This window comes from Sphingobium sp. WTD-1 (assembly GCF_030128825.1).
GTDB lineage: Bacteria > Pseudomonadota > Alphaproteobacteria > Sphingomonadales > Sphingomonadaceae > Sphingobium.
On sequence record NZ_CP119127.1, the window covers coordinates 2,992,631 to 3,010,943 of the forward strand.

Consider the following 18,313-nt stretch of genomic DNA (forward strand, 5'->3'; position numbering starts at 1 on the left):
AGAGAGGCGCAGGAGCGTGCGGCAGATGAAGGAATTTCCGGCGGTGGCGAATGGCGAGGGCGTTGCGACCCCGCATATCGCGGTGATCCTGCCCTGCTATAATGAAGCGGGCGCGATCGTGCAGACGGTGCAGGATTTCCGCCGTGCGCTGCCCGATGCCGACATCTATGTCTTCGACAATAACAGCACGGACGGCAGCCGCGAACTGGCTGCTGGGGCAGGGGCGATCGTCCGGCGCGTGACCCAGCAGGGCAAGGGCCATGTCGTGCGCCGCATGTTCGCCGATGTGGATGCCGATATCTACATCATGGCCGATGGTGACGCGACCTATGAGGCTGCTGCCGCACCGGCGATGGTCGCAGCGATGCTGGAGGATAATCTCGACATGGTGGTGGGCTGTCGTCGCGACCAGGTGGAGGAAGCCTATCGCCGCGGCCACCGCTTCGGCAACTGGGCGCTCACCAGCCTGTTGAAGCAACTTTTCGGGCGCAGCTTCACCGATATCCTGTCGGGCTATCGCGTCTTCTCGCGTCGGTTCGTCAAGAGCTTCCCGGTGCTGTCCGCCGGCTTCGAGATCGAAACCGAGATCAGCGTTCATGCCCTCGAACTGGCGATGCCGGTGTCCGAAGTGATGACTGCCTATGGCGCGCGGCCCGAAGGGTCGGTCAGCAAGCTGTCCACCTATCGCGACGGCTGGCGCATCCTGCGCACGATCATCACCCTCTATCGCATCGAGCGGCCGATCCTGTTCTTCGGCATCATCGCGGCGTTCCTCGCGGCGCTGGGCCTTGGCCTCGCGGCGCCGTTGATCGTTACCTATGCCCATACCGGGCTGGTCCCGCGCTTTCCGACCGCGATCCTGGTCACCGGCCTCATGATCCTGGCGACCTTGAGCGGCATGTGCGGCCTCATCCTCGACACGGTGGTGCGTGGCCGCCGCGAAGTGCGGCGGCTCGCCTATCTCGCCTTCCGCGCGCCCAGCGACTACGCCTTGAAGGACTGAACCCGGCGGCGCAGCCGCATCGCCAGGATCAGCAGGGTGACGCCCGTCACCAGCGCGTAGAAGCCGATGCCCCAGCCCAGCATCGCCACCGACACATGCGGGTTGGCAAGGGCCAGGTAGAGGACGAACAGGCCCAGCAGCAGCGAGAGCAGCCCGCTCAGCGCCAGCAGCCATTCTCCCTCTATCTCCTTGCGCAGCCGGATCGCGGCGATGATTTCCAGGCCGCCGGCGATGATCGCCCAGCCGGCAATCATGAATACGGTCAGCAGCGCATAGGTGATCGTCATCGCGATCGGGGTGACGATGAAGATGATGCCGACGGCAATGCCCAGCAGGCCGCGCAGCAGCATCGCGCCCCAATGGCGGCCATGCCCCACCCGGCGAAAGGCGCTGATCGCCGAGAATATGCCGTCGACCAGTGCATAGACCGCGAAGATCAGCGTGAGCGCGAACAGCGCGCTGAACGGGTAGAAGAGCGCGATGAGGCCCAGGATGATCGAGACCACGCCACGCAGCGCCAGCGCCTTCCAACCGAAGGAGAAGGCGGCGATCAGCCCCGGTCCGGCCCGGCCGTCATGGGGCGGAATATCGGATTGCACGTCGGAAACCATCGGCTTGTTCCCCCTGTCGCGATTTGAAACGATTGTGGAGCGAGAGGGGTGACACATGGTTCCCCCTTGAACCAGTCGGGTTTTGTGCCGATGTAGGGGGCCGGGCAAAAGCACCTGACTGAAAGAGCACAATGACCAACATCATGCATGATCCCATGGCCGCGCTGGTTCCCATCGTCATCGAGCAATCGAACCGTGGCGAGCGCAGCTTCGATATTTACTCGCGTCTTCTGCGCGAGCGGATCATCTTCGTGACCGGCCAGGTCGAGGACCATATGGCCTCGCTGATCGTCGCCCAGCTTCTGTTCCTCGAATCGGAAAATCCGAAGAAGGACATCTGGATGTACATCAACTCGCCGGGCGGCGTCGTCACGGCGGGCATGGCGATCCACGACACGATGAAATATATCCGTCCCCAGGTCGGCACCGTCTGCATCGGCCAGGCCGCCTCGATGGGCAGTTTCCTGCTGGCCGCCGGCGAGCCGGGCAAGCGCATCGCGCTCAGCAATGCCCGCATCATGGTGCATCAGCCGTCAGGCGGCGCGCAGGGCATGGCGTCGGATATCGAGATCCAGGCCAAGGAAATCCTTCGGATTCGCCGCCGCCTGAACGATCTCTATGTGAAATATACCGGCCAGACGCTGGAAGCGGTGGAGCGGGCAATGGACCGCGACACCTTCCTGGAGGCTGACGAAGCCAAGGCGTTCGGTCTGGTCGACGAAGTGTTCGATCGCCGCCCGGCCGCTGCGGAATCCGCGGACGCCTAAAGGCGATCTTTACCGGGGCGCGGTACATCACCTCTTGTGAAACCGCCGTGCCCCGGTCTAGGATGGCCTTTGGACCAGAATATCCCCGGCCAGATCCGGCATGGTGCCGACGGCGGGGAGGAAAGATTGGCGAATGACTAAGCTTACGGGCTCCGATTCTAAAAGCACGCTTTACTGCTCCTTCTGCGGCAAGTCGCAGCATGAGGTGCGCAAGCTGATCGCGGGGCCGACCGTCTTCATCTGCGATGAATGCGTGGAACTGTGCAACGACATCATCCGCGAGGAGACCAAGGGCGGTCTCGTCGGCAAGAAGGATGGCGGCGTGCCGACCCCGCAGGAAATCTGCGATGTGCTTGACGATTATGTGATCGGCCAGAAGCGCGCCAAGCGTGTCCTGTCGGTCGCGGTCCACAATCATTACAAGCGCCTCAACCATGGTTCCAAGCCAGGCGAGGTGGAACTGGCCAAGTCGAACATCCTGCTCGTCGGCCCGACCGGCTGCGGCAAGACGCTGCTGGCGCAGACGCTTGCCAAGACCTTCGATGTGCCCTTCACCATGGCCGATGCCACCACGCTGACCGAAGCCGGCTATGTCGGCGAGGACGTGGAGAACATCATCCTCAAGCTGCTCCAGGCGTCCGACTATAATGTCGAGAAGGCGCAGCGCGGCATCGTCTATATCGACGAGATCGACAAGATCAGCCGCAAGGCCGAAAACCCGTCGATCACGCGCGACGTGTCGGGCGAGGGCGTGCAGCAGGCGCTGCTCAAGCTGATGGAAGGCACGACCGCCTCGGTTCCGCCGCAGGGTGGGCGCAAGCATCCGCAGCAGGAATTCCTGCAGGTCGACACGACCAACATCCTGTTCATCTGCGGCGGCGCGTTCGCGGGCCTGGAAAAGATCATCGGCGACCGTCTGGAAGCCAAGTCGATCGGCTTCGGCGCTCATGTCGCGGCCCCAGAGGAGCGCAAGACCGGCGAACTGCTGCGTCAAAGCGAACCGGAAGATCTGCTCAAGTTCGGTCTGATCCCCGAATTCGTCGGCCGTCTGCCGGTGATCGCGACGCTGGAAGATCTGGACGTGACCGCACTGGTCAAGATCCTGGTCGAGCCCAAGAACGCGCTGGTCAAGCAATATGGCAAGCTGTTCGACATGGAGAATGTCGAGTTGAGCTTCACCGACGATGCTCTGACTGCGATCGCGAAGAAGGCGATCGAGCGCAAGACCGGTGCCCGCGGCCTGCGTTCGATCCTGGAAGCGATCCTGCTCGACACCATGTTCGACCTGCCCTCGATGGAGGGCGTCGGCGAAGTGGTGGTCGACAAGGATGTCGTCGCCGGGACCAAGGAACCGATTCGCGTGTTCAGCGAGAAGGACAAGCGCGCGGAAGACGCCGCCTAGTTCATTCGCCGTTCAGGCTGGAACAAAAGGGGCCGGTGGACCATCCACCGGCCCCTTTTTCGTGCAAGTCTTTCGCACTGCACAAAATTTCCTGCGCCGTTGCATAATTGCACCAGTGTTGGCGTGGTGTAAAATTTCGACATATTATGCAATGAAATCAATATGATAGTTTGAGGTTTCGGCCTGTTTTTCAGTGCCTTGTCCAGATGTCCGTCCAATTGTGACAGTCTCGCACCTGCATTGTAACATAATTGCAATCATAGCATCACAGGGGCGTCGCCAGTGGCCGCCAGATGCGGCGCCGGCTCGAAGAGCAAAATGGTTATGGCGCCGTGGGGCGCACTCTTGAAAAAGGGACAAGGGTCAATGAAGCAGTTTCTCAAGTGCAGCGCCGCGATTCTCGCCGTCGCTGCCCCGGCTGTCGCTCTCGCGCAGTCGACCGGTTCGGACGATTTCGATTCGATCATCGTGACGGGCGCCGTCGTCAACCAGGGCGTTGGCGGCGTGAAGATCCCGGATTCGCCCAAGGCGAAGGTCGTTCTGGGCCAGGAAATCATCCAGGCACAGCGTCCGGGCCAGTCGGTCAACGAAATCATCAACCTGGTGCCGGGCGTCAGCTTCACCAACAACGATCCCTGGGGTTCGTCGGGCGGCAGCTTCACCATCCGCGGCTTCAGCTCGGACCGTATCTCGCAGACCTTTGACGGTATCCCGCTCAATGACTCGGGCAACTATGCGATCTACACCAACCAGCAGGTTGACGCCGAACTGATCGAGAACGTCAACGTCAACCTCGGTTCGACCGACGTCGACAGCCCGACCGCCGCTGCGGTTGGCGGCACCGTCAACATCAAGACCCTTGAGCCGAGCGACGATTATGGCGTTCTGGCCAGCGTCAGCTACGGCAACATCGCCGCCGACGGTGCGGGCGATCGTCCCTATTTCCGCATGTTCGGCGTGGTGAACACCGGTGACCTCACCGGTCACGGCACCAAGGCCTGGATCTCGGCCTCGCGCATTCGCAACGACGCGGCCTTCGCCAATTATGGCAAGGTGTCGAAGCAGCAGTATAACGCCAAGATCTGGCAGGATATCGGCAGCAACGGCGACTTCATCTCGGTCGCTGCCCATTATAACCAGAACCGCAACAACTTCGGTGGTTCGCCCTTCCGCGCCAGTGCCTTCACCGGCGACAAGAGCGATCGTTTCTACGACATCGCTGGCGGCTACCCCTGTAAGGTCAGCCAGACCAGCACCCCCAACGCTTGCGGCACCGATTTCGAGCGTCGTTTCAACCCTTCGAATACCGGCAACGTCCGTGCGAACTCGAAGTTCACCCTGGCTGAGCGTCTGACCCTGTCGGTCGACGGCGCCTATCAGTGGGTGAAGGCCAATGGCGGCGGCACCACCAGCGCCAACGAAACCTTCTTCACGGACTCGACCGGTTTCCGTGGCACCGGCAACTATGGCGGCAGCTTCTACTTCGGTCGCGACCTGAACGGTGACGGCGTGCTGGGTCGCGTGACCCTGCTCCAGCCGAGCCAGACCAACACCCGTCGCTGGGTCGGCATTGCCAACCTCGCTTACGAGATCAGCGATGGCCAGCGTATCCGTCTGTCGTACAGCTATGACCGTGCGCGTCACCGCCAGACCGGCTATGCTGGCTTCCTGGATCAGGGCGGCACGCCGTTCGACGTGTTCCCGATCAACGATCCGGTTCTGGATGCTGCCGGCAATGCCCTGCAGAAGCGCGACCGCAAGTCGATCGCCGAACTGAACCAGATCGCCGGTGAATATCGCGGCCAGTTCTTCGAGGACAAGCTGTCGGTGCTGATCGGTGGCCGCCTGCCCTTCTTCAAGCGCGAACTGAACCAGTATTGCTTCACCACCAGCTCGGGTGGTTTCGTGAACTGCGTGCCGGAAGACCAGCAGGCTGCTTACATCGCGACCCATCCTTACAGCTTCAACGAGACGACCGGCCGTGCGACCGGTTCGGCTCTGCCGCAGGCGCGCAAGCTGAAGTATGACAAGTTCCTGCCGAACGTCGGCGCGACCTTCAAGATCACGCCGGAAATCAGCATCGCGGGCAGCTATGCCAAGAACCTGTCGGTGCCCAGCACCGATGCGCTCTACAACGCGTTCATCTTCCCGGTCGATAGCGACTCCGCTTATCGTGCGCCGGAAACCTCGGACAGCTTCGACGCCAGCCTCCGCTACACCTCGTCGAAGGTGCAGGCTGCTGTCACCGGCTGGTACTCGAAGTACAAGAACCGTCTGGTCACTGCCTATGACATCGATGGCAACGGCACCGACACCAACCTGGGTCCGGTGAAGAAATATGGCGTCGACGCCAATATTTCCTACAGCCCGATCAAGGAAATCACCGCCTATCTGTTCGGTTCCTACATCAAGTCGGAAATCCAGAACGACGCCGTGACCGGCAGCTGTGCCGCGACCAGCGACATCGCTCTGGCGGGCCTGTGCTATGTGCAGGATGGCGTTGCCTATCTCCGCACCTCGGGCAAGCGTGAACGCAGCGCACCGAAATATCTGTTCGGTGGCCGTCTGCAGGGCAATCTGGGCGACTTCACCCTGGGCGTCCAGGCGAAGAAGACCAGCTCGCGCTATCTGAACGACATCAACGGTGAAATTCAGAGCGTGACGCTCACCGATGGCACCAGCAAGATGATCTTCCCGGGTGCGAAGTTCGGTGCTTACACCGTCGTCGACCTCGACCTGCGCTACTCGCTGGCCAGCGTCGGCATGGAGAAGGGCGCGATCCAGCTGAACGTCAGCAACCTGTTCGACAAATATTATGTCGGCTCGTTCAGCGGCGGTCTGGATACGCTCGCCAGCTCGTCCTCGGCCTTCGTGAACTTCGGTTCGCCGCGCGCGATCAGCGCCTCGCTGATCATCGGCTTCTAAGCCAGGCGCCGACAGGCAAAAAGGAAGGGAGGTGCGGAGCGATCCGCGCCTCCCTTTTTCATGTCCTATTCGCCGCCGCTCGATTATGATCGGGGACCGGGCAGTGTGCGCTTTCCGATAGGATCAGGGCAGCGCAATAAAATGTCGAAATGTGCGGGAAATATGGGAAGTTAAGCGCCCGATTTCCTATTTTTGGGCGCTCAGTCGCGGCCTCAGTTCAGGCAGTCGTCCAGCCCGTCGCGTTGCACCACGGGGATGCGGGCGGAGATGCTGTTGCCATAGCGGCGGGTGAAGCCATGCGGGTCGATCGCTTCGCGCTTCTTGGGCAGCGGCAATACCGCCGCCAGCCGCGCCGCCTCGGCCCGGCTCAGCTTGCCGGCGCCATGGCCGAAATAGCGGATCGATCCGGCCTGCACGCCATAGGTGCCGATGCCGGTCTCCGCGACGTTCAGATAGACTTCCATGATCCGCCGCTTGCCCCAGATCGCCTCGATCAGCACGGTGAACCAGGCCTCGAACCCCTTGCGGACGAAGCCGCCACCCTGCCACAGGAAGATATTCTTCGCCGTCTGCTGGCTGATCGTGGAGCCGCCGCGAATGCGCCCGCCGCTGGCATTGTGGCGCATCGCCTGGGCAATTGCGACCGCGTCGAAGCCATGATGGCTGCAGAAGCGACTATCCTCCGCCGCGATCGCCGCGCGCGGCATGTCCGGGTCGATCGCGTCCAGGCCCTTCCATTCCTTGGTGATGCCATTGGGATCGAGCAGCATGGTGATCGTCACCGGTGGCGGCACGAAGCGATAAATGACCACGGTGCCGACCGACAGGCCGACAAAGCCGATGGCGACCTTGAGCGGGATACTGATCCAGCGGGAGCGACGTTTCTGGGCGGAGGCAGGCTTGGGCGCGGCTTTGGCTTTTTTCATGGGCCGCAAACTAGCGTCCCCGCGCGCCGTCGTCATCGATTCCTTCAGGCTGTCGCCAGGCTCGGCGTGCGGCCCCGGTTGATCAGCAGCACCAGCGCCGCACCGATCAGGCACAATATACCTGCCGCGATGAAGGCGGGCATATAGCTTTGCCAGGCGGTGCGCGACAGGCCACCGGCCAGCGCCGCGCTCGCCGCGCCCAATTGATGCCCGGCAAAGATCCAGCCGAACACGATATTCGCCTTTTCCGGACCGAAGCGCTGCGCCGTCAGCTTCACTGTTGGCGGCACCGTCGCCACCCAGTCGAGGCCATAGAAGATGGCGAACAGCGACAGGCTGTAGATCGAGAAGTCGCTGAACGGCAGATAGAGCAGCGACAGGCCGCGCAGCCCATAATAGAAGAAGAGTAGCCAGCGATTGTCATAGCGATCGCTGAGCCAGCCCGATGCCAACGTGCCAGCAAAGTCGAACAGCCCCATCATCGCCAGCATCGACGCCGCGCCCACCGCCGCCAGCCCATAATCGCCGCACAGGGAGATGAAATGGGTCTGGACCAGGCCATTGGTGCTGGCACCGCAAATGTAGAAGGAAAAGAAGAGAATCCAGAAGGTCGGCACCTTTGCCACGTCGCGCAGCACGATCAGCGGCGTCGCCAGCAGCGCGCCCAGGCTGGCCGGCTGGGTGGGGACGGGCTGGATCGCCTGTTCGCCATAGGGGGCAAGGTTCAGGTCCGATGGCCGGTCGCGCATCAGCAGCATGACCGCGACGGCCGCGACCAGGATCGCGCCACACACTAGCAGCATCGCCACGCGCCAGCCATAGCTGTCGGTCATGCTGGCCAGCAGCGGCAGGAAGGCGAGCTGGCCGGTCGCGGTGCTGGCCGACAGCAGCCCCATCACCAGTCCCCGCCGCTCGCTGAACCAGCGGGTGGCGACGGTCGCGCCCAGCACCATGGCGGTGAGGCCGGTGCCGACGCCGATTACCACGCCCCAGAGAAGGACGAGCTGCCACAATTGCGTCATGCCGAGCGACAGCAGCAGGCCACCAATCACGATTGACAGCGAAATCAACATCATCCGCCGCACGCCGAAGCGGTTCATGAAGGCGGCGGCAAACGGCCCTATGCCGCCGAACAGCAGGAAACGGATAGCCAGCGCACCGGAAATATCGGCCGCGCTCCAGCCAAATTCCTTCTGCAGTGGCACGATGAACACGCCCGGCGCGCCGACCGCGCCGGCCACCACCAGCATGGTGAGGAAGGTCGTGCCCGCGACTGCCCAGCCATAATGGACATTGCGCGCGGCCAGGCGGCGGGCGAACATGGTGGACAGCATCGACTTCCCCTCGGATTGGCGCTTCGACCGGAAAACGGACTGGCGTTAAATGATGGGTATCATATATAAGGTCAAGAGGCCAATTGGAGTGTCGGAATCATGAAAGTCAGCCGCGAACAGGCCGAGCGTAATCGCGAGAAGGTGGTGGATGCGGCGTCGCGCCTGTTTCGTGCCCGTGGCGTCGAGGGCGTCGGCATTGGCGAGGTGATGCGCGAATGCGGCCTTACCCATGGCGGCTTCTACAATCAGTTCGAATCGAAAGAGGCGCTGGCGGCCGAAGCCTGCGCCACGTCGCTTGCGAGGGGCGCGGCCAAGTGGCGTCGTCTGTCGGCCGAGGATGGGCCGGATGCGATCACCGCCGATTATCTGAGCGCCCGTAATCGCGACTTGCCCGAAACCGGCTGCGCCCTGATCGCGCTTGGCCCGGACGCTGCGCGCAAGGGTGGACCGCTCGCCACCGCCTTTCGCGAAGGGTTTGAGGATCTGACCGCCACGTTGCAAAATGCCGGTATCGCCGATCGCGACGCGGCGCTGGCACGCATGGCGCAATTGGTCGGCACGATGGTGCTGGCTCGCGCGGTCGACGATCCTGCGCTGTCTGAGGAATTGCTGGCGGCCAATCGCCGTGCCCTAGGTGTCGAGGCATGAGCGGCAGCGCCCGGTGGAGACCGATGGGGCAGGGGGATGTGGACGCTGCGGCGGCCATTTCCGATCGAGTCCACGGCGCCTATACGGAGAAGCCTGCCATCTATGCCGAACGGCTGCACCTCTATCCGGCGGGTTGCTTCCTACTGGAGCGGGACGGGCAGGCGCTCGGCTATCTCGTAACCCATCCCTGGGCAGGCGACCGGCCGCCGGCGCTCGACCAGTTGATCGGCGCGCTGCCGGGCGCGCCTGACCGCTATTATCTTCACGACCTGGCGCTACTGCCCGAAGCGCGCGGCACCGGCGCTGCTGCGGCGGCCGTGGATCTGACCGTCGCGCAGGCCCGCGCCGCCGGCTTCGATCGCATCACCCTGACCGCCGTCAACGGTGCGGATGCCTTCTGGCGCCGACAGGGTTTCGTCGACGCGCCGGTTGCCGCCGGTAGCTATGGCGCGGACAGCGTCTCGATGGTGCGGATGCTCTAAGACGAAAAAAAGCCCCGGATCGCTCCGGGGCTTCTTCTTTTTTCCTGTGTGGCCGGATCAGGCGGCGGCGAAACGCGCCATCTTTTCCAGCTTGCCGCCGGCGATGCGCATCATCGCCTTCTGCAGCTTCTCGAAGGCACGAACCTCGATCTGGCGGACGCGCTCGCGCGATACGCCATAGACTTGGCTCAGTTCTTCAAGCGTCTTGGGCTCCTCGGCCAGGCGACGCTCGGCCAAAATGTGCTTCTCGCGGTCGTTGAGGTCGGTCATCGCCTCGACCAGCATCTCGTGACGCTGGGTGCGTTCCTGCTCCTCGGCGACGCGTTCGTCCTGCAGCGGATCGGTGTCTTGCAGCCAATCCTGCCACTGGCCGTCGCCATCCTCGCGCATCGGCACGTTGAGCGAGGTATCGCCGCCCATCGCCATGCGACGGTTCATCGACACCACATCATCTTCCGACACGCCTAGATCGGTCGCGATCTTGGTCACGTCCTCGGGGCGCAGATCGCCATCCTCGAACGCCTCGATATTGTTCTTCATCCGGCGCAGGTTGAAGAACAGCTTCTTCTGCGACGCGGTGGTGCCCATCTTGACCAGGCTCCAGCTGCGCAGGATGAATTCCTGGATCGACGCGCGGATCCACCACATGGCGTAGGTCGCCAGGCGGAAGCCACGTTCGGCCTCGAACTTCTTCACGCCCTGCATCAGGCCGATATTGCCTTCGCTGATCAGTTCGCTGACCGGCAGGCCATAGCCGCGATAGCCCATGGCGATCTTCGCCACGAGGCGCAGGTGAGAGGTGACGAGCTGGGCCGCCGCCTCGGGATCCTGATGTTCCTCGTAGCGCTTCGCGAGCATATATTCCTGCTCGGGGGTCAGCAGCGGAAACTTGCGAATTTCCGACAGATAGCGGTTGAGGCTGGCTTCACCGCCCAGCGCCGGAACCGCGGGGACATTGCTCCGATTGGCCATGTCACAATTCCTTCCCTTTACATGCGCGCCAGGCGAACCCGAAAGTGGCATCCGCTGGCCGCGCAAACTTGTCAGAACCTATACGTGAAGCTCGCTTAACAGTTCCTGCATATCTGCAGGCAGGGGACTGTCGAAAGCCAGGGGTTCCTCCGTCACAGGATGTATGAACCCCAGCCGTTTCGCGTGCAATGCCTGCCTTTTGAAACCCAGCGTTTCCAGTATTGATTTGAAACCTTTTCTGTCTCTACCGTAAACCGGGTCACCGATCAAGGGGTGACCCAGATGCGCCATATGCACACGAACCTGATGGGTGCGGCCGGTTTCGAGCCGGCATTCCACCATCGCCGCGCCGCGCAGGCGCTCCATCACGCGGTAATGGGTGACGGCATGCTTGCCGCGCCCTTCCCGATGAACCGCCATCTTCTTTCGATCAGCGTCGGATCGCCCGATCCAGGCATCGACCGTGCCGGACCCCGGCGTTGGAATGCCATAGACGATCGCGGCATAGAGCCGGTCGATACTGTGATCCTTGAACTGCCGGGCGAGGCCCTCATGGGCTTTGTCCGACTTGGCAACGACCAACAGACCGGAAGTATCCTTGTCGATGCGATGAACGATGCCGGGACGCGCCACGCCGCCAATACCGGATAACTGGCCATCGCAATGATGCAGCAGCGCATTGACCAGCGTGCCGTCCAGATTGCCGGCCGCCGGGTGGACCACCAGGCCCGCAGGCTTGTCGACCACGATCAGGTCGGCATCCTCATGCACGATGTCGAGCGGAATATCCTGTGCCACGGCGTCGAGCGCGACCGGGGCGGGCAGGGTGATGCTGTAATCCTGCCCCACCGTTACCTTCATCGACGGGTTGAGCGATCGACCGCCAGAGACGATCTGTCCCTCGACGATCAACGCCTTGATCCGCTCGCGCGACAGGTCGGGCAGCAGTTCGGCCAGCGCGCGATCGAGGCGCAAACCCGCCTGGGCTTCGCCTATCGTCGTTTCAATGATGGAAACCCCCGGAACCATTGCCTAGGGATGTAGGAATGAAGGCCGAAATTTCAAGGGTGCTGCTGGAACAAATCATGGCCCTGGCCGCGGCCGAGCCGGGGGAGGTCTGCGGCCTGTTGCTGGGGCAGGGCGCGCGCATCGACGCGATCCTGCCAGCGGCCAATGTCGCGCCTGACCCGGCTCGTCATTTCGAACTGGCGCCGGCGACCTTGCTGGCCGCGCATCGGGCCGCGCGCCGGGGCGGGCCGGCGGTGCTTGGTCATTATCATTCCCACCCATCGGGCGTGCCGATTCCGTCGGAAACGGACCGGGCCTGTGCTGTGCCGGACGGCGCCTTGTGGCTGATAGTCGGCGGGGGAGCGGTGCGGGCGTGGCTGGCCGCGCCAGACGGGGAGGGGGGCGTGGCCTTCGTGGAGGCGTTGCTCGATATAAGGTGATGCAAAGGGGGTGAGCCGGGCTTGCATCATCGGCTGGGGAAGCCTAGCCGGGAAGGTGTCTTTTCCCGTAAATCCGGCGGCCTCCATCTCCATGACCCATCCGATCGACAGCATCGAATTTGCCAGCCTTCTCTGCTCGCGCCTCTGCCATGACCTGTTGAGCCCCGTCGGGGCGCTCAACAATGGTCTGGAACTGATGGCCGACGAAACCGATCCGGACATGCGCCAGCGTTGCCTGGACCTGCTGGCCGACAGCGCGCGCACCTCGGCCAACAAGCTGAAATTTTTCCGCCTGGCCTTCGGTTCGGCGGGCGGTTTTGGCGATGCGGTGCCGCCGCATGAGGCGAAAGTCGCGATCGAGGGCATGTTCGCCTCGGGCCGGGTGAAGCTCGGCTGGATGGTCGAGGAGCAGATGCTGGCCAAGCTCGCGGTCAAGGTGCTGCTTAATCTCGCGCTGATCGCCGGCGATGCGCTGGTGCGCGGTGGGCAGCTCGACATTGGTGCGGAGAAGCGGCCGGGCGTGACGGAGATCGTGGTGCGGGGCGAGGGCCCCAAGGTCATTCTCGATCCCGAACTGCGCGCAGCGCTGGCGGGAACCTTGCCGGCCGGTGGCCTGGCGTCGCGCACGGCGGCCGCCTGGATGGTGCGGGCGCTGGTGATGGAGGCTGGCGGCGAGATCGTGCTGTCGCCGCCGGGCGATTCGGTGCTGCTGTTCGGCGCCGCCATTCCCGATCGCGCGGAATAATTCAGGTCGGAAAATTCAGGGCAGCAGGGCGCGCAGGGCTGCGTCGTCCTGCCCCTCCAGTTCCAGCACCGCGGTATAGGGATCGCCCGTCAGGCCCAGCAGCGCGGCAAAGGCGGGCTCGGTCTTCAGGCCGCGATGCCGCAAAGCCATGATCGCCTGCGCCAAAGCAGAGCCGCCCAGATCGAGCAGGCGTCGCTCGACACAGAAATGGCGCCAGCCATGTTGCTGCGCGATCGGCAAGGCCTGGCCGAAAATCTCGAATGGCCAGTCCCACGCGCGGAAGCGGACGATCATGGCATCAAGGTCGGGGCGCGCATGAACCACAAAATCGGGGCGATCGCCGAAATGCTCGGTCATCAAGGCGGCAAAGGCATCGAAATCCCGCACCTCGCAGACGATATCGATGTCGCTGTCCGGCAGGTCGAGGCTAAGCGGCGGCGTGCCCGCAACATGCGGATCATGGGGCGCCAATAACGTTAGGACGCCGGTTCGTTTCAGCGCGACGTCATGCGCGACGCGGCTCATGTTTCGCGCATTTCCGCCGCGATTGCCGCAATCAGGTCTGCCGCCGGCAGAACACGGGCGAGGGGCGCACCCTGGCCCGCCCATTGTGCGCCATAGCCGCCTTCGCCTTGGATCTTGGCGGCCGCGTTGAGCGCCTTCCCGGCGGCATAGGCGCGCGGATAGTCGGGGACGTCGCTACCATTTTCAGTGCCCCATCGGGTGAAATGATTGGCAAGGCAGCGGGCCGGGCGGCCGGAAATGGCGCGGGTCATGACCGTGTGCTGGGCGGCCGGGCTGGCAAGGGCTGCGCGATAGGCGGCGTCAGCACTGCTTTCCGGGCAGGCGATGAACGCCGTGCCCAGTTGTGCCGCCACCGCGCCGAGGTCGAGCGCTGCGCGCACGCTCCGTCCGTCCATGATGCCGCCGGCGGCGATCACCGGCAAGCCGGCCTTCGCCACCAGCAGGCGGGTCAGCGCGAAGGTGCCGAGCATTGCATCGGGCGCATCGGGATCGAACATGCCGCGATGGCCGCCGGCTTCGAATCCCTGGGCCACCAGCGCGTCGATCCCGGCGGCGTGCGCGGCGCCTGCCTCGTCCAAATTGGTGACGGATGCCAGCAACAGGCAACCCGCCTGCTTGAGCGCCGCGATCTGCTCAGCGCCGGGCAGCCCGAAATGGAAGCTGACCACGCGTGGGCGCGCTTCGACCAGCAGGTCGAGCATCGCTGGGTCGTCAACAAAGCTGCGATAGATGGTGTCCAGGCTGGCGGGTGGCGCCGCATCCTGCCCGGCAAAGAGCGGCGTCAGCGCCGCCAGCCACGCCTGCTCCTCGGCCGGGCGAACGCTGGGCGGCGCATGGACGAACAGATTGACGTTGAACGGCCGGTCAGTGCGCGCGCGTGTTGCCGCAATCATGGCGCGCGCACCCGCTGCGTCGGTTGCCCCCACGGCGATCGATCCCAGCGCCCCGGCATTGCTGACGGCGGCGGCCATCGCCGGCGTCGATACGCCAGCCATCGGCGCCTGGATCAGGGGAAGGGAAAGGTCTAGCGCGTCGATCGGGTTCATGCCGTTCATGTGGGCGGTGGCGATCGATCCTGCAACAGCCGGATCAGACGTCGTCGGTACCCACCGGGCCGCCTTCGCCTTCCATGCGGTTGATTGCGCGCACGTCGCGTGCGGTGAATTTCAGGCGAACGCCAGCGCCCTGTTCGCCATTCTCCGGCAGGAAGACGGCGCCCCCCTGTTCCAGTGCCAGGCGCAGTCGTGCCTTGGCATCGTCACCCGGATCGGCGCGCCCGGCTTCGAAATCGGCCAGCATCGGCGTATCGATCCCCGCAAGGCGCGCGACATGATCACGCGGCCATTCCACCAGGGCGCGGGCGGCGCGGGCAAGCTTTCCGCTGATCTGCAAGGCGAGTCTCCCTTCGTCGATGCGTGGTGCCGGAATAGAACAGCACGCCTGCCGCACCGCAACGGAAAAGGCCCGGCCGCTTGCGCGACCGGGCCCGTCCTCCAGCAACCTGTGAAAGGATCAGGCGCTGTAATACATGTCGAATTCGACCGGCGAGGGCGCCATTTCCCAGCGATACACTTCGGGCCACTTCAGTTCGATATAGGCATCGATCTGGTCCTTGGTGAACACGTCGCCCTTGAGCAGGAACTCATAGTCGGCTTCGAGGCTGTTCAGCGCTTCACGCAGCGAACCGCAGACGGTCGGCACCTGGCTCAGCTCTTCGGGCGGCAGGTCATAGAGATTCTTGTCCATCGCGGCGCCCGGATGGATCTTGTTCTCGATGCCGTCGAGGCCGGCCATCAGCAGCGCGGCGTAGCAGAGATAGGGGTTGGCCATCGCGTCGGGGAAGCGGAATTCCACGCGCTTCGCCTTGGCACCGGCGCCGTAGGGAATACGGCAGGAGGCCGAACGGTTGCGGGCCGAATAGGCCAGCAGAACCGGGGCTTCGAAGCCCGGCACCAGGCGCTTGTAGCTGTTGGTGGTCGGGTTGGTGAAGGCGTTGAGGGCCTTGGCGTGCTTGATGACGCCGCCGATGAAGTAGAGGCAGGTGTCGGACAGGCCGGCATAGCCTTCGCCCGCGAACAGCGGCTTGCCGCCTTCCCAGATCGACATGTGGGTGTGCATGCCCGAACCATTGTCCTGCGCGATCGGCTTCGGCATGAAGGTCGCGGTCTTGCCATAGGCTTGGGCGACCATCTGCACGACATACTTATAGATCTGCATGCGGTCGGCGGTCTGGACCAGCGTACCGAAGGTCAGGCCCAGTTCGTGCTGCGCAGCGGCGACTTCATGGTGATGCTTGTCGCAGGGCAGGCCCATTTCGAGCATGGTCGACACCATTTCGGCGCGGATGTCGGTGCAGGGATCGACCGGCGCGACGGGGAAATAGCCGCCCTTGGCGCGCGGACGGTGGCCCAGGTTGCCGCCTTCATATTCCTTGCCGGTGTTGGTCGGCAGTTCGATGTCGTCGATCTTGTAGTAGCTCTGCGAGTAATCATTCTCGAAGCGCACATCGTCGAACATGAAGAATTCGGCTTCCGGGCCGACATAGATGGTGTCGCCGAAGCCGGCCGACTTGACGAACGCCTCGGCGCGCTTGGCGCACGAACGCGGGTCACGGGCATAGAGTTCGCCGGTGTCGGGCTCGACGATGTCGCAGAAGATGATCAGCATCGGGGTCGCGCTGAACGGATCGACATAGACGGCGTCCAGGTCGGGCTTCAGGATCATGTCCGACTCGTTGATCGCCTTCCAGCCTTCGATCGACGAACCGTCGAACATCAGGCCCTGGGTCAGCTCATCTTCGCCGAGAACCGAAGACACCATGGTCAGGTGCTGCCACTTGCCCTTGGGATCGGTGAAACGGACATCGACCCACTCGATTTCCTTTTCCTCGATCATCTTCAGGATGTCTTTTGGCGTGTTGGCCATGTGCAGTTGCCCTTCTCTATGGATACCCCCCCGAAGGGGTCGTTGAAGCCTGTGTCCGCCGGACCCCTGTCCGCCGGCTAGAACCTGTCGAAAATCAGATGGCGTCGCTGTCGCGTTCGCCGGTGCGGATGCGCACCGCGCCCTCGATGGCGGAAATGAAGATCTTGCCGTCGCCGATCCGGCCGGTCTGGGCGGCGCTGCAGATCGCTTCGACGACCCGGTCGGCCAGAGCGTCGTCGACGACGACCTCCAGCTTCACCTTGGGCAGGAAGTCGACGACATATTCGGCGCCGCGATACAGTTCGGTATGGCCCTTCTGGCGGCCGAAGCCCTTCGCCTCGGTGACGGTAATGCCGGACACGCCCACTTCGTGCAGCGCTTCCTTCACCTCGTCCAGCTTGAACGGCTTGATGATCGCCTCGATCTTTTTCATCACTTAATCCCAACCCATGACGCACGACCGGATGCGGGCGCGACCCGCATCCAAACCTTCAAGTGACGATCATCATGCCCCCCGAGGCAAGCGCCGTCTCCCTTAACAATCAATTACCGTGCCAAATGGCGAATCGCTAGGCCTGCTTTCGGCGATGCAGCAATCTTTGTCCATATTGCCCGGATTCCGGGCAATATCATGTCATTCTGCCTGTTTTTTGGGCAGTGGTTGGACGGCCCGTCATGCAAAAGGCCCGCCCCGTCGACGCCGGTCAGGAATGATCCCGATAGCATGAACGGAGCGGGCCTTTGGGACCGCCATGGGCAGGCAGAAATCAGCGCGCGTAGGGCGGGCAGTCGAGACCCGTCGGGCTCTTGGTGAAGATTTCGCAGCCGGTTTCGGTGATGCCGATGCTGTGCTCAAACTGAGCCGACAGGGTGCGGTCGCGCGTCACCGCCGTCCAGCCATCGTCGAGCATCTTCACGCCGGGCTTGCCGATATTGATCATCGGCTCGATCGTGAAGAACATGCCGGGCTTCAGCTCCGGGCCGGTGCCGGGACGGCCGACATGGACCACTTCGGGGCTGTCATGGAAGACGCGGCCCAGGCCATGGCCACAGAAATCGCGGACCACGCCGTAACGATGCTTTTCGGCATGACGCTGGATGGCATGGCCGATGTCGCCCAGATGATTGCCGGGCTTGGCCTGCTCGATGCCCAGCATCAGACATTCATAGGTGATCTCGACCAGCCGCTTCGCCTTAATCGGCGCATCGCCGGCAATGAACATGCGGCTGGTGTCGCCGTGCCAGCCATCGACCAGCGGGGTGACGTCGATATTCAGGATATCGCCGTCCTTGAGCTTATAGTCGCCCGGAATGCCATGGCAGATGACATTGTTGAGCGAGATGCAGCAGCTATGGGTGTAGCCGCGATAGCCCAAAGTCGCCGGCACGCCGCCGCCGTCCAGCGTCATGCGGCGAACGATGTCGTCCAGTTCGCCGGTGGTTACGCCCGGCACCACATGGGGCACCAGCGCGTCGAGGATCTCGGCGGCCAGCCGGCCGGCCTTGCGCATGCCTTCAAAACCGGCCGCGTCGTAGAGCTTGATCGCGGTCGAGCGGGAAACCGGCGCGTCGGCCGTCATCGTCATATATTCGGTCATGT

General features: G+C 63.3%; 19 protein-coding genes. 8 read left to right on the forward strand and 11 right to left on the reverse strand.

All coding sequences use genetic code 11. The annotated features are described in order from the left end of the window. Positions 1–25 precede the first annotated feature (25 nt). A complete protein-coding gene (locus N6H05_RS15010) occupies positions 26–1,003 on the forward strand; it encodes a glycosyltransferase family 2 protein (protein WP_284110266.1) in 978 nt (325 codons plus the stop codon). Here N6H05_RS15010 and N6H05_RS15015 read toward each other — a convergent pair. Next, on the reverse strand, positions 985–1,614 hold the full coding sequence (locus tag N6H05_RS15015; protein WP_284110267.1) for an HdeD family acid-resistance protein: 630 nt from the start codon (positions 1,612–1,614) through the stop codon (positions 985–987). The genes N6H05_RS15010 and N6H05_RS15015 overlap by 19 nt on opposite strands. Before the next feature lie 131 nt (positions 1,615–1,745). On the opposite strand from N6H05_RS15015, the gene clpP reads away from it, so the two are divergent. The 3 genes from clpP to N6H05_RS15030 all read left to right on the forward strand — a co-directional run bounded on the left by clpP (position 1,746) and on the right by N6H05_RS15030 (position 6,708). Continuing rightward, positions 1,746–2,381 (forward strand): ATP-dependent Clp endopeptidase proteolytic subunit ClpP, encoded by a 636-nt coding sequence (gene clpP / locus N6H05_RS15020; RefSeq protein ID WP_284110268.1) that lies wholly within the window; start codon positions 1,746–1,748, stop codon positions 2,379–2,381. 133 nt (positions 2,382–2,514) lie between these two features. After that, entirely contained in the window at positions 2,515–3,783 is a 1,269-nt protein-coding gene (gene clpX / locus N6H05_RS15025) for an ATP-dependent Clp protease ATP-binding subunit ClpX (protein ID WP_004207563.1), read from the forward strand. A 366-nt stretch (positions 3,784–4,149) separates the two neighbouring features. Beyond that, the gene (locus N6H05_RS15030) at positions 4,150–6,708 is read left to right on the forward strand and encodes a TonB-dependent receptor (protein ID WP_284110270.1); all 2,559 of its coding nucleotides are present in this window, start codon (positions 4,150–4,152) and stop codon (positions 6,706–6,708) included. A 212-nt stretch (positions 6,709–6,920) separates the two neighbouring features. Here N6H05_RS15030 and mtgA read toward each other — a convergent pair whose 3' ends face one another. Together mtgA and N6H05_RS15040 are read right to left on the reverse strand one after the other, a co-directional pair. Then, positions 6,921–7,634 carry a monofunctional biosynthetic peptidoglycan transglycosylase gene (mtgA, locus tag N6H05_RS15035; RefSeq protein WP_284110271.1) on the reverse strand — a complete coding sequence of 238 codons (714 nt, stop codon included), beginning with the start codon at positions 7,632–7,634 and terminating at the stop codon, positions 6,921–6,923. A 44-nt stretch (positions 7,635–7,678) separates the two neighbouring features. Continuing rightward, entirely contained in the window at positions 7,679–8,968 is a 1,290-nt protein-coding gene (locus tag N6H05_RS15040; RefSeq protein ID WP_284110272.1) for an MFS transporter, read from the reverse strand. 99 nt (positions 8,969–9,067) lie between these two features. On the opposite strand from N6H05_RS15040, the gene N6H05_RS15045 reads away from it, so the two are divergent. Together N6H05_RS15045 and N6H05_RS15050 are read left to right on the forward strand one after the other, a co-directional pair. Next, positions 9,068–9,616 (forward strand): TetR/AcrR family transcriptional regulator, encoded by a 549-nt coding sequence (locus tag N6H05_RS15045; protein ID WP_284110273.1) that lies wholly within the window; start codon positions 9,068–9,070, stop codon positions 9,614–9,616. Between the two features lie 23 nt (positions 9,617–9,639). Then, on the forward strand, positions 9,640–10,098 hold the full coding sequence (locus N6H05_RS15050) for a GNAT family N-acetyltransferase (protein ID WP_284110274.1): 459 nt from the start codon (positions 9,640–9,642) through the stop codon (positions 10,096–10,098). Between the two features lie 57 nt (positions 10,099–10,155). Here the strand turns inward: N6H05_RS15050 and rpoH are convergent, their stop codons facing one another. Both rpoH and N6H05_RS15060 read right to left on the reverse strand, forming a co-directional pair. Then, entirely contained in the window at positions 10,156–11,070 is a 915-nt protein-coding gene (rpoH, locus tag N6H05_RS15055) for an RNA polymerase sigma factor RpoH (protein WP_004207557.1), read from the reverse strand. A gap of 78 nt (positions 11,071–11,148) precedes the next feature. Continuing rightward, positions 11,149–12,099, reverse strand: a complete 951-nt coding sequence (locus tag N6H05_RS15060) for an RluA family pseudouridine synthase (protein WP_284110276.1) — start codon at positions 12,097–12,099, stop codon at positions 11,149–11,151. 17 nt (positions 12,100–12,116) lie between these two features. Here N6H05_RS15060 and N6H05_RS15065 point away from each other — a divergent pair, with 17 nt between their 5' ends. Both N6H05_RS15065 and N6H05_RS15070 read left to right on the forward strand, forming a co-directional pair. Beyond that, on the forward strand, positions 12,117–12,518 hold the full coding sequence (locus N6H05_RS15065) for a M67 family metallopeptidase (protein WP_284110277.1): 402 nt from the start codon (positions 12,117–12,119) through the stop codon (positions 12,516–12,518). Positions 12,519–12,609: 91 nt separating this feature from the next. Then, entirely contained in the window at positions 12,610–13,263 is a 654-nt protein-coding gene (locus tag N6H05_RS15070) for a histidine phosphotransferase family protein (RefSeq protein ID WP_010336062.1), read from the forward strand. Positions 13,264–13,278: 15 nt separating this feature from the next. On the opposite strand, the gene N6H05_RS15075 is transcribed toward N6H05_RS15070, so the two are convergent. The 6 genes from N6H05_RS15075 to map all read right to left on the reverse strand — a co-directional run bounded on the left by N6H05_RS15075 (position 13,279) and on the right by map (position 18,311). Then, on the reverse strand, positions 13,279–13,788 hold the full coding sequence (locus tag N6H05_RS15075) for a DUF4269 domain-containing protein (protein ID WP_284110278.1): 510 nt from the start codon (positions 13,786–13,788) through the stop codon (positions 13,279–13,281). Continuing rightward, positions 13,785–14,843, reverse strand: a complete 1,059-nt coding sequence (locus N6H05_RS15080) for an NAD(P)H-dependent flavin oxidoreductase (RefSeq protein WP_502958936.1) — start codon at positions 14,841–14,843, stop codon at positions 13,785–13,787. The genes N6H05_RS15075 and N6H05_RS15080 overlap by 4 nt, the downstream gene beginning before the upstream one ends. A 34-nt stretch (positions 14,844–14,877) precedes the next feature. Further along, complete coding sequence (locus tag N6H05_RS15085; protein WP_284110282.1) at positions 14,878–15,180, reverse strand: helix-turn-helix domain-containing protein; 303 nt, start codon at positions 15,178–15,180, stop codon at positions 14,878–14,880. Between the two features lie 120 nt (positions 15,181–15,300). Further along, positions 15,301–16,713 (reverse strand): type I glutamate--ammonia ligase, encoded by a 1,413-nt coding sequence (gene glnA, locus N6H05_RS15090; protein WP_004207550.1) that lies wholly within the window; start codon positions 16,711–16,713, stop codon positions 15,301–15,303. Positions 16,714–16,807: 94 nt separating this feature from the next. Next, positions 16,808–17,146, reverse strand: coding sequence for a P-II family nitrogen regulator (locus N6H05_RS15095; RefSeq protein ID WP_004207549.1), 339 nt, complete (start codon positions 17,144–17,146; stop codon positions 16,808–16,810). Between the two features lie 334 nt (positions 17,147–17,480). Next, the gene (gene map, locus N6H05_RS15100) at positions 17,481–18,311 is read right to left on the reverse strand and encodes a type I methionyl aminopeptidase (RefSeq protein ID WP_284114239.1); all 831 of its coding nucleotides are present in this window, start codon (positions 18,309–18,311) and stop codon (positions 17,481–17,483) included. Between the last annotated feature and the right edge of the window lie 2 nt (positions 18,312–18,313).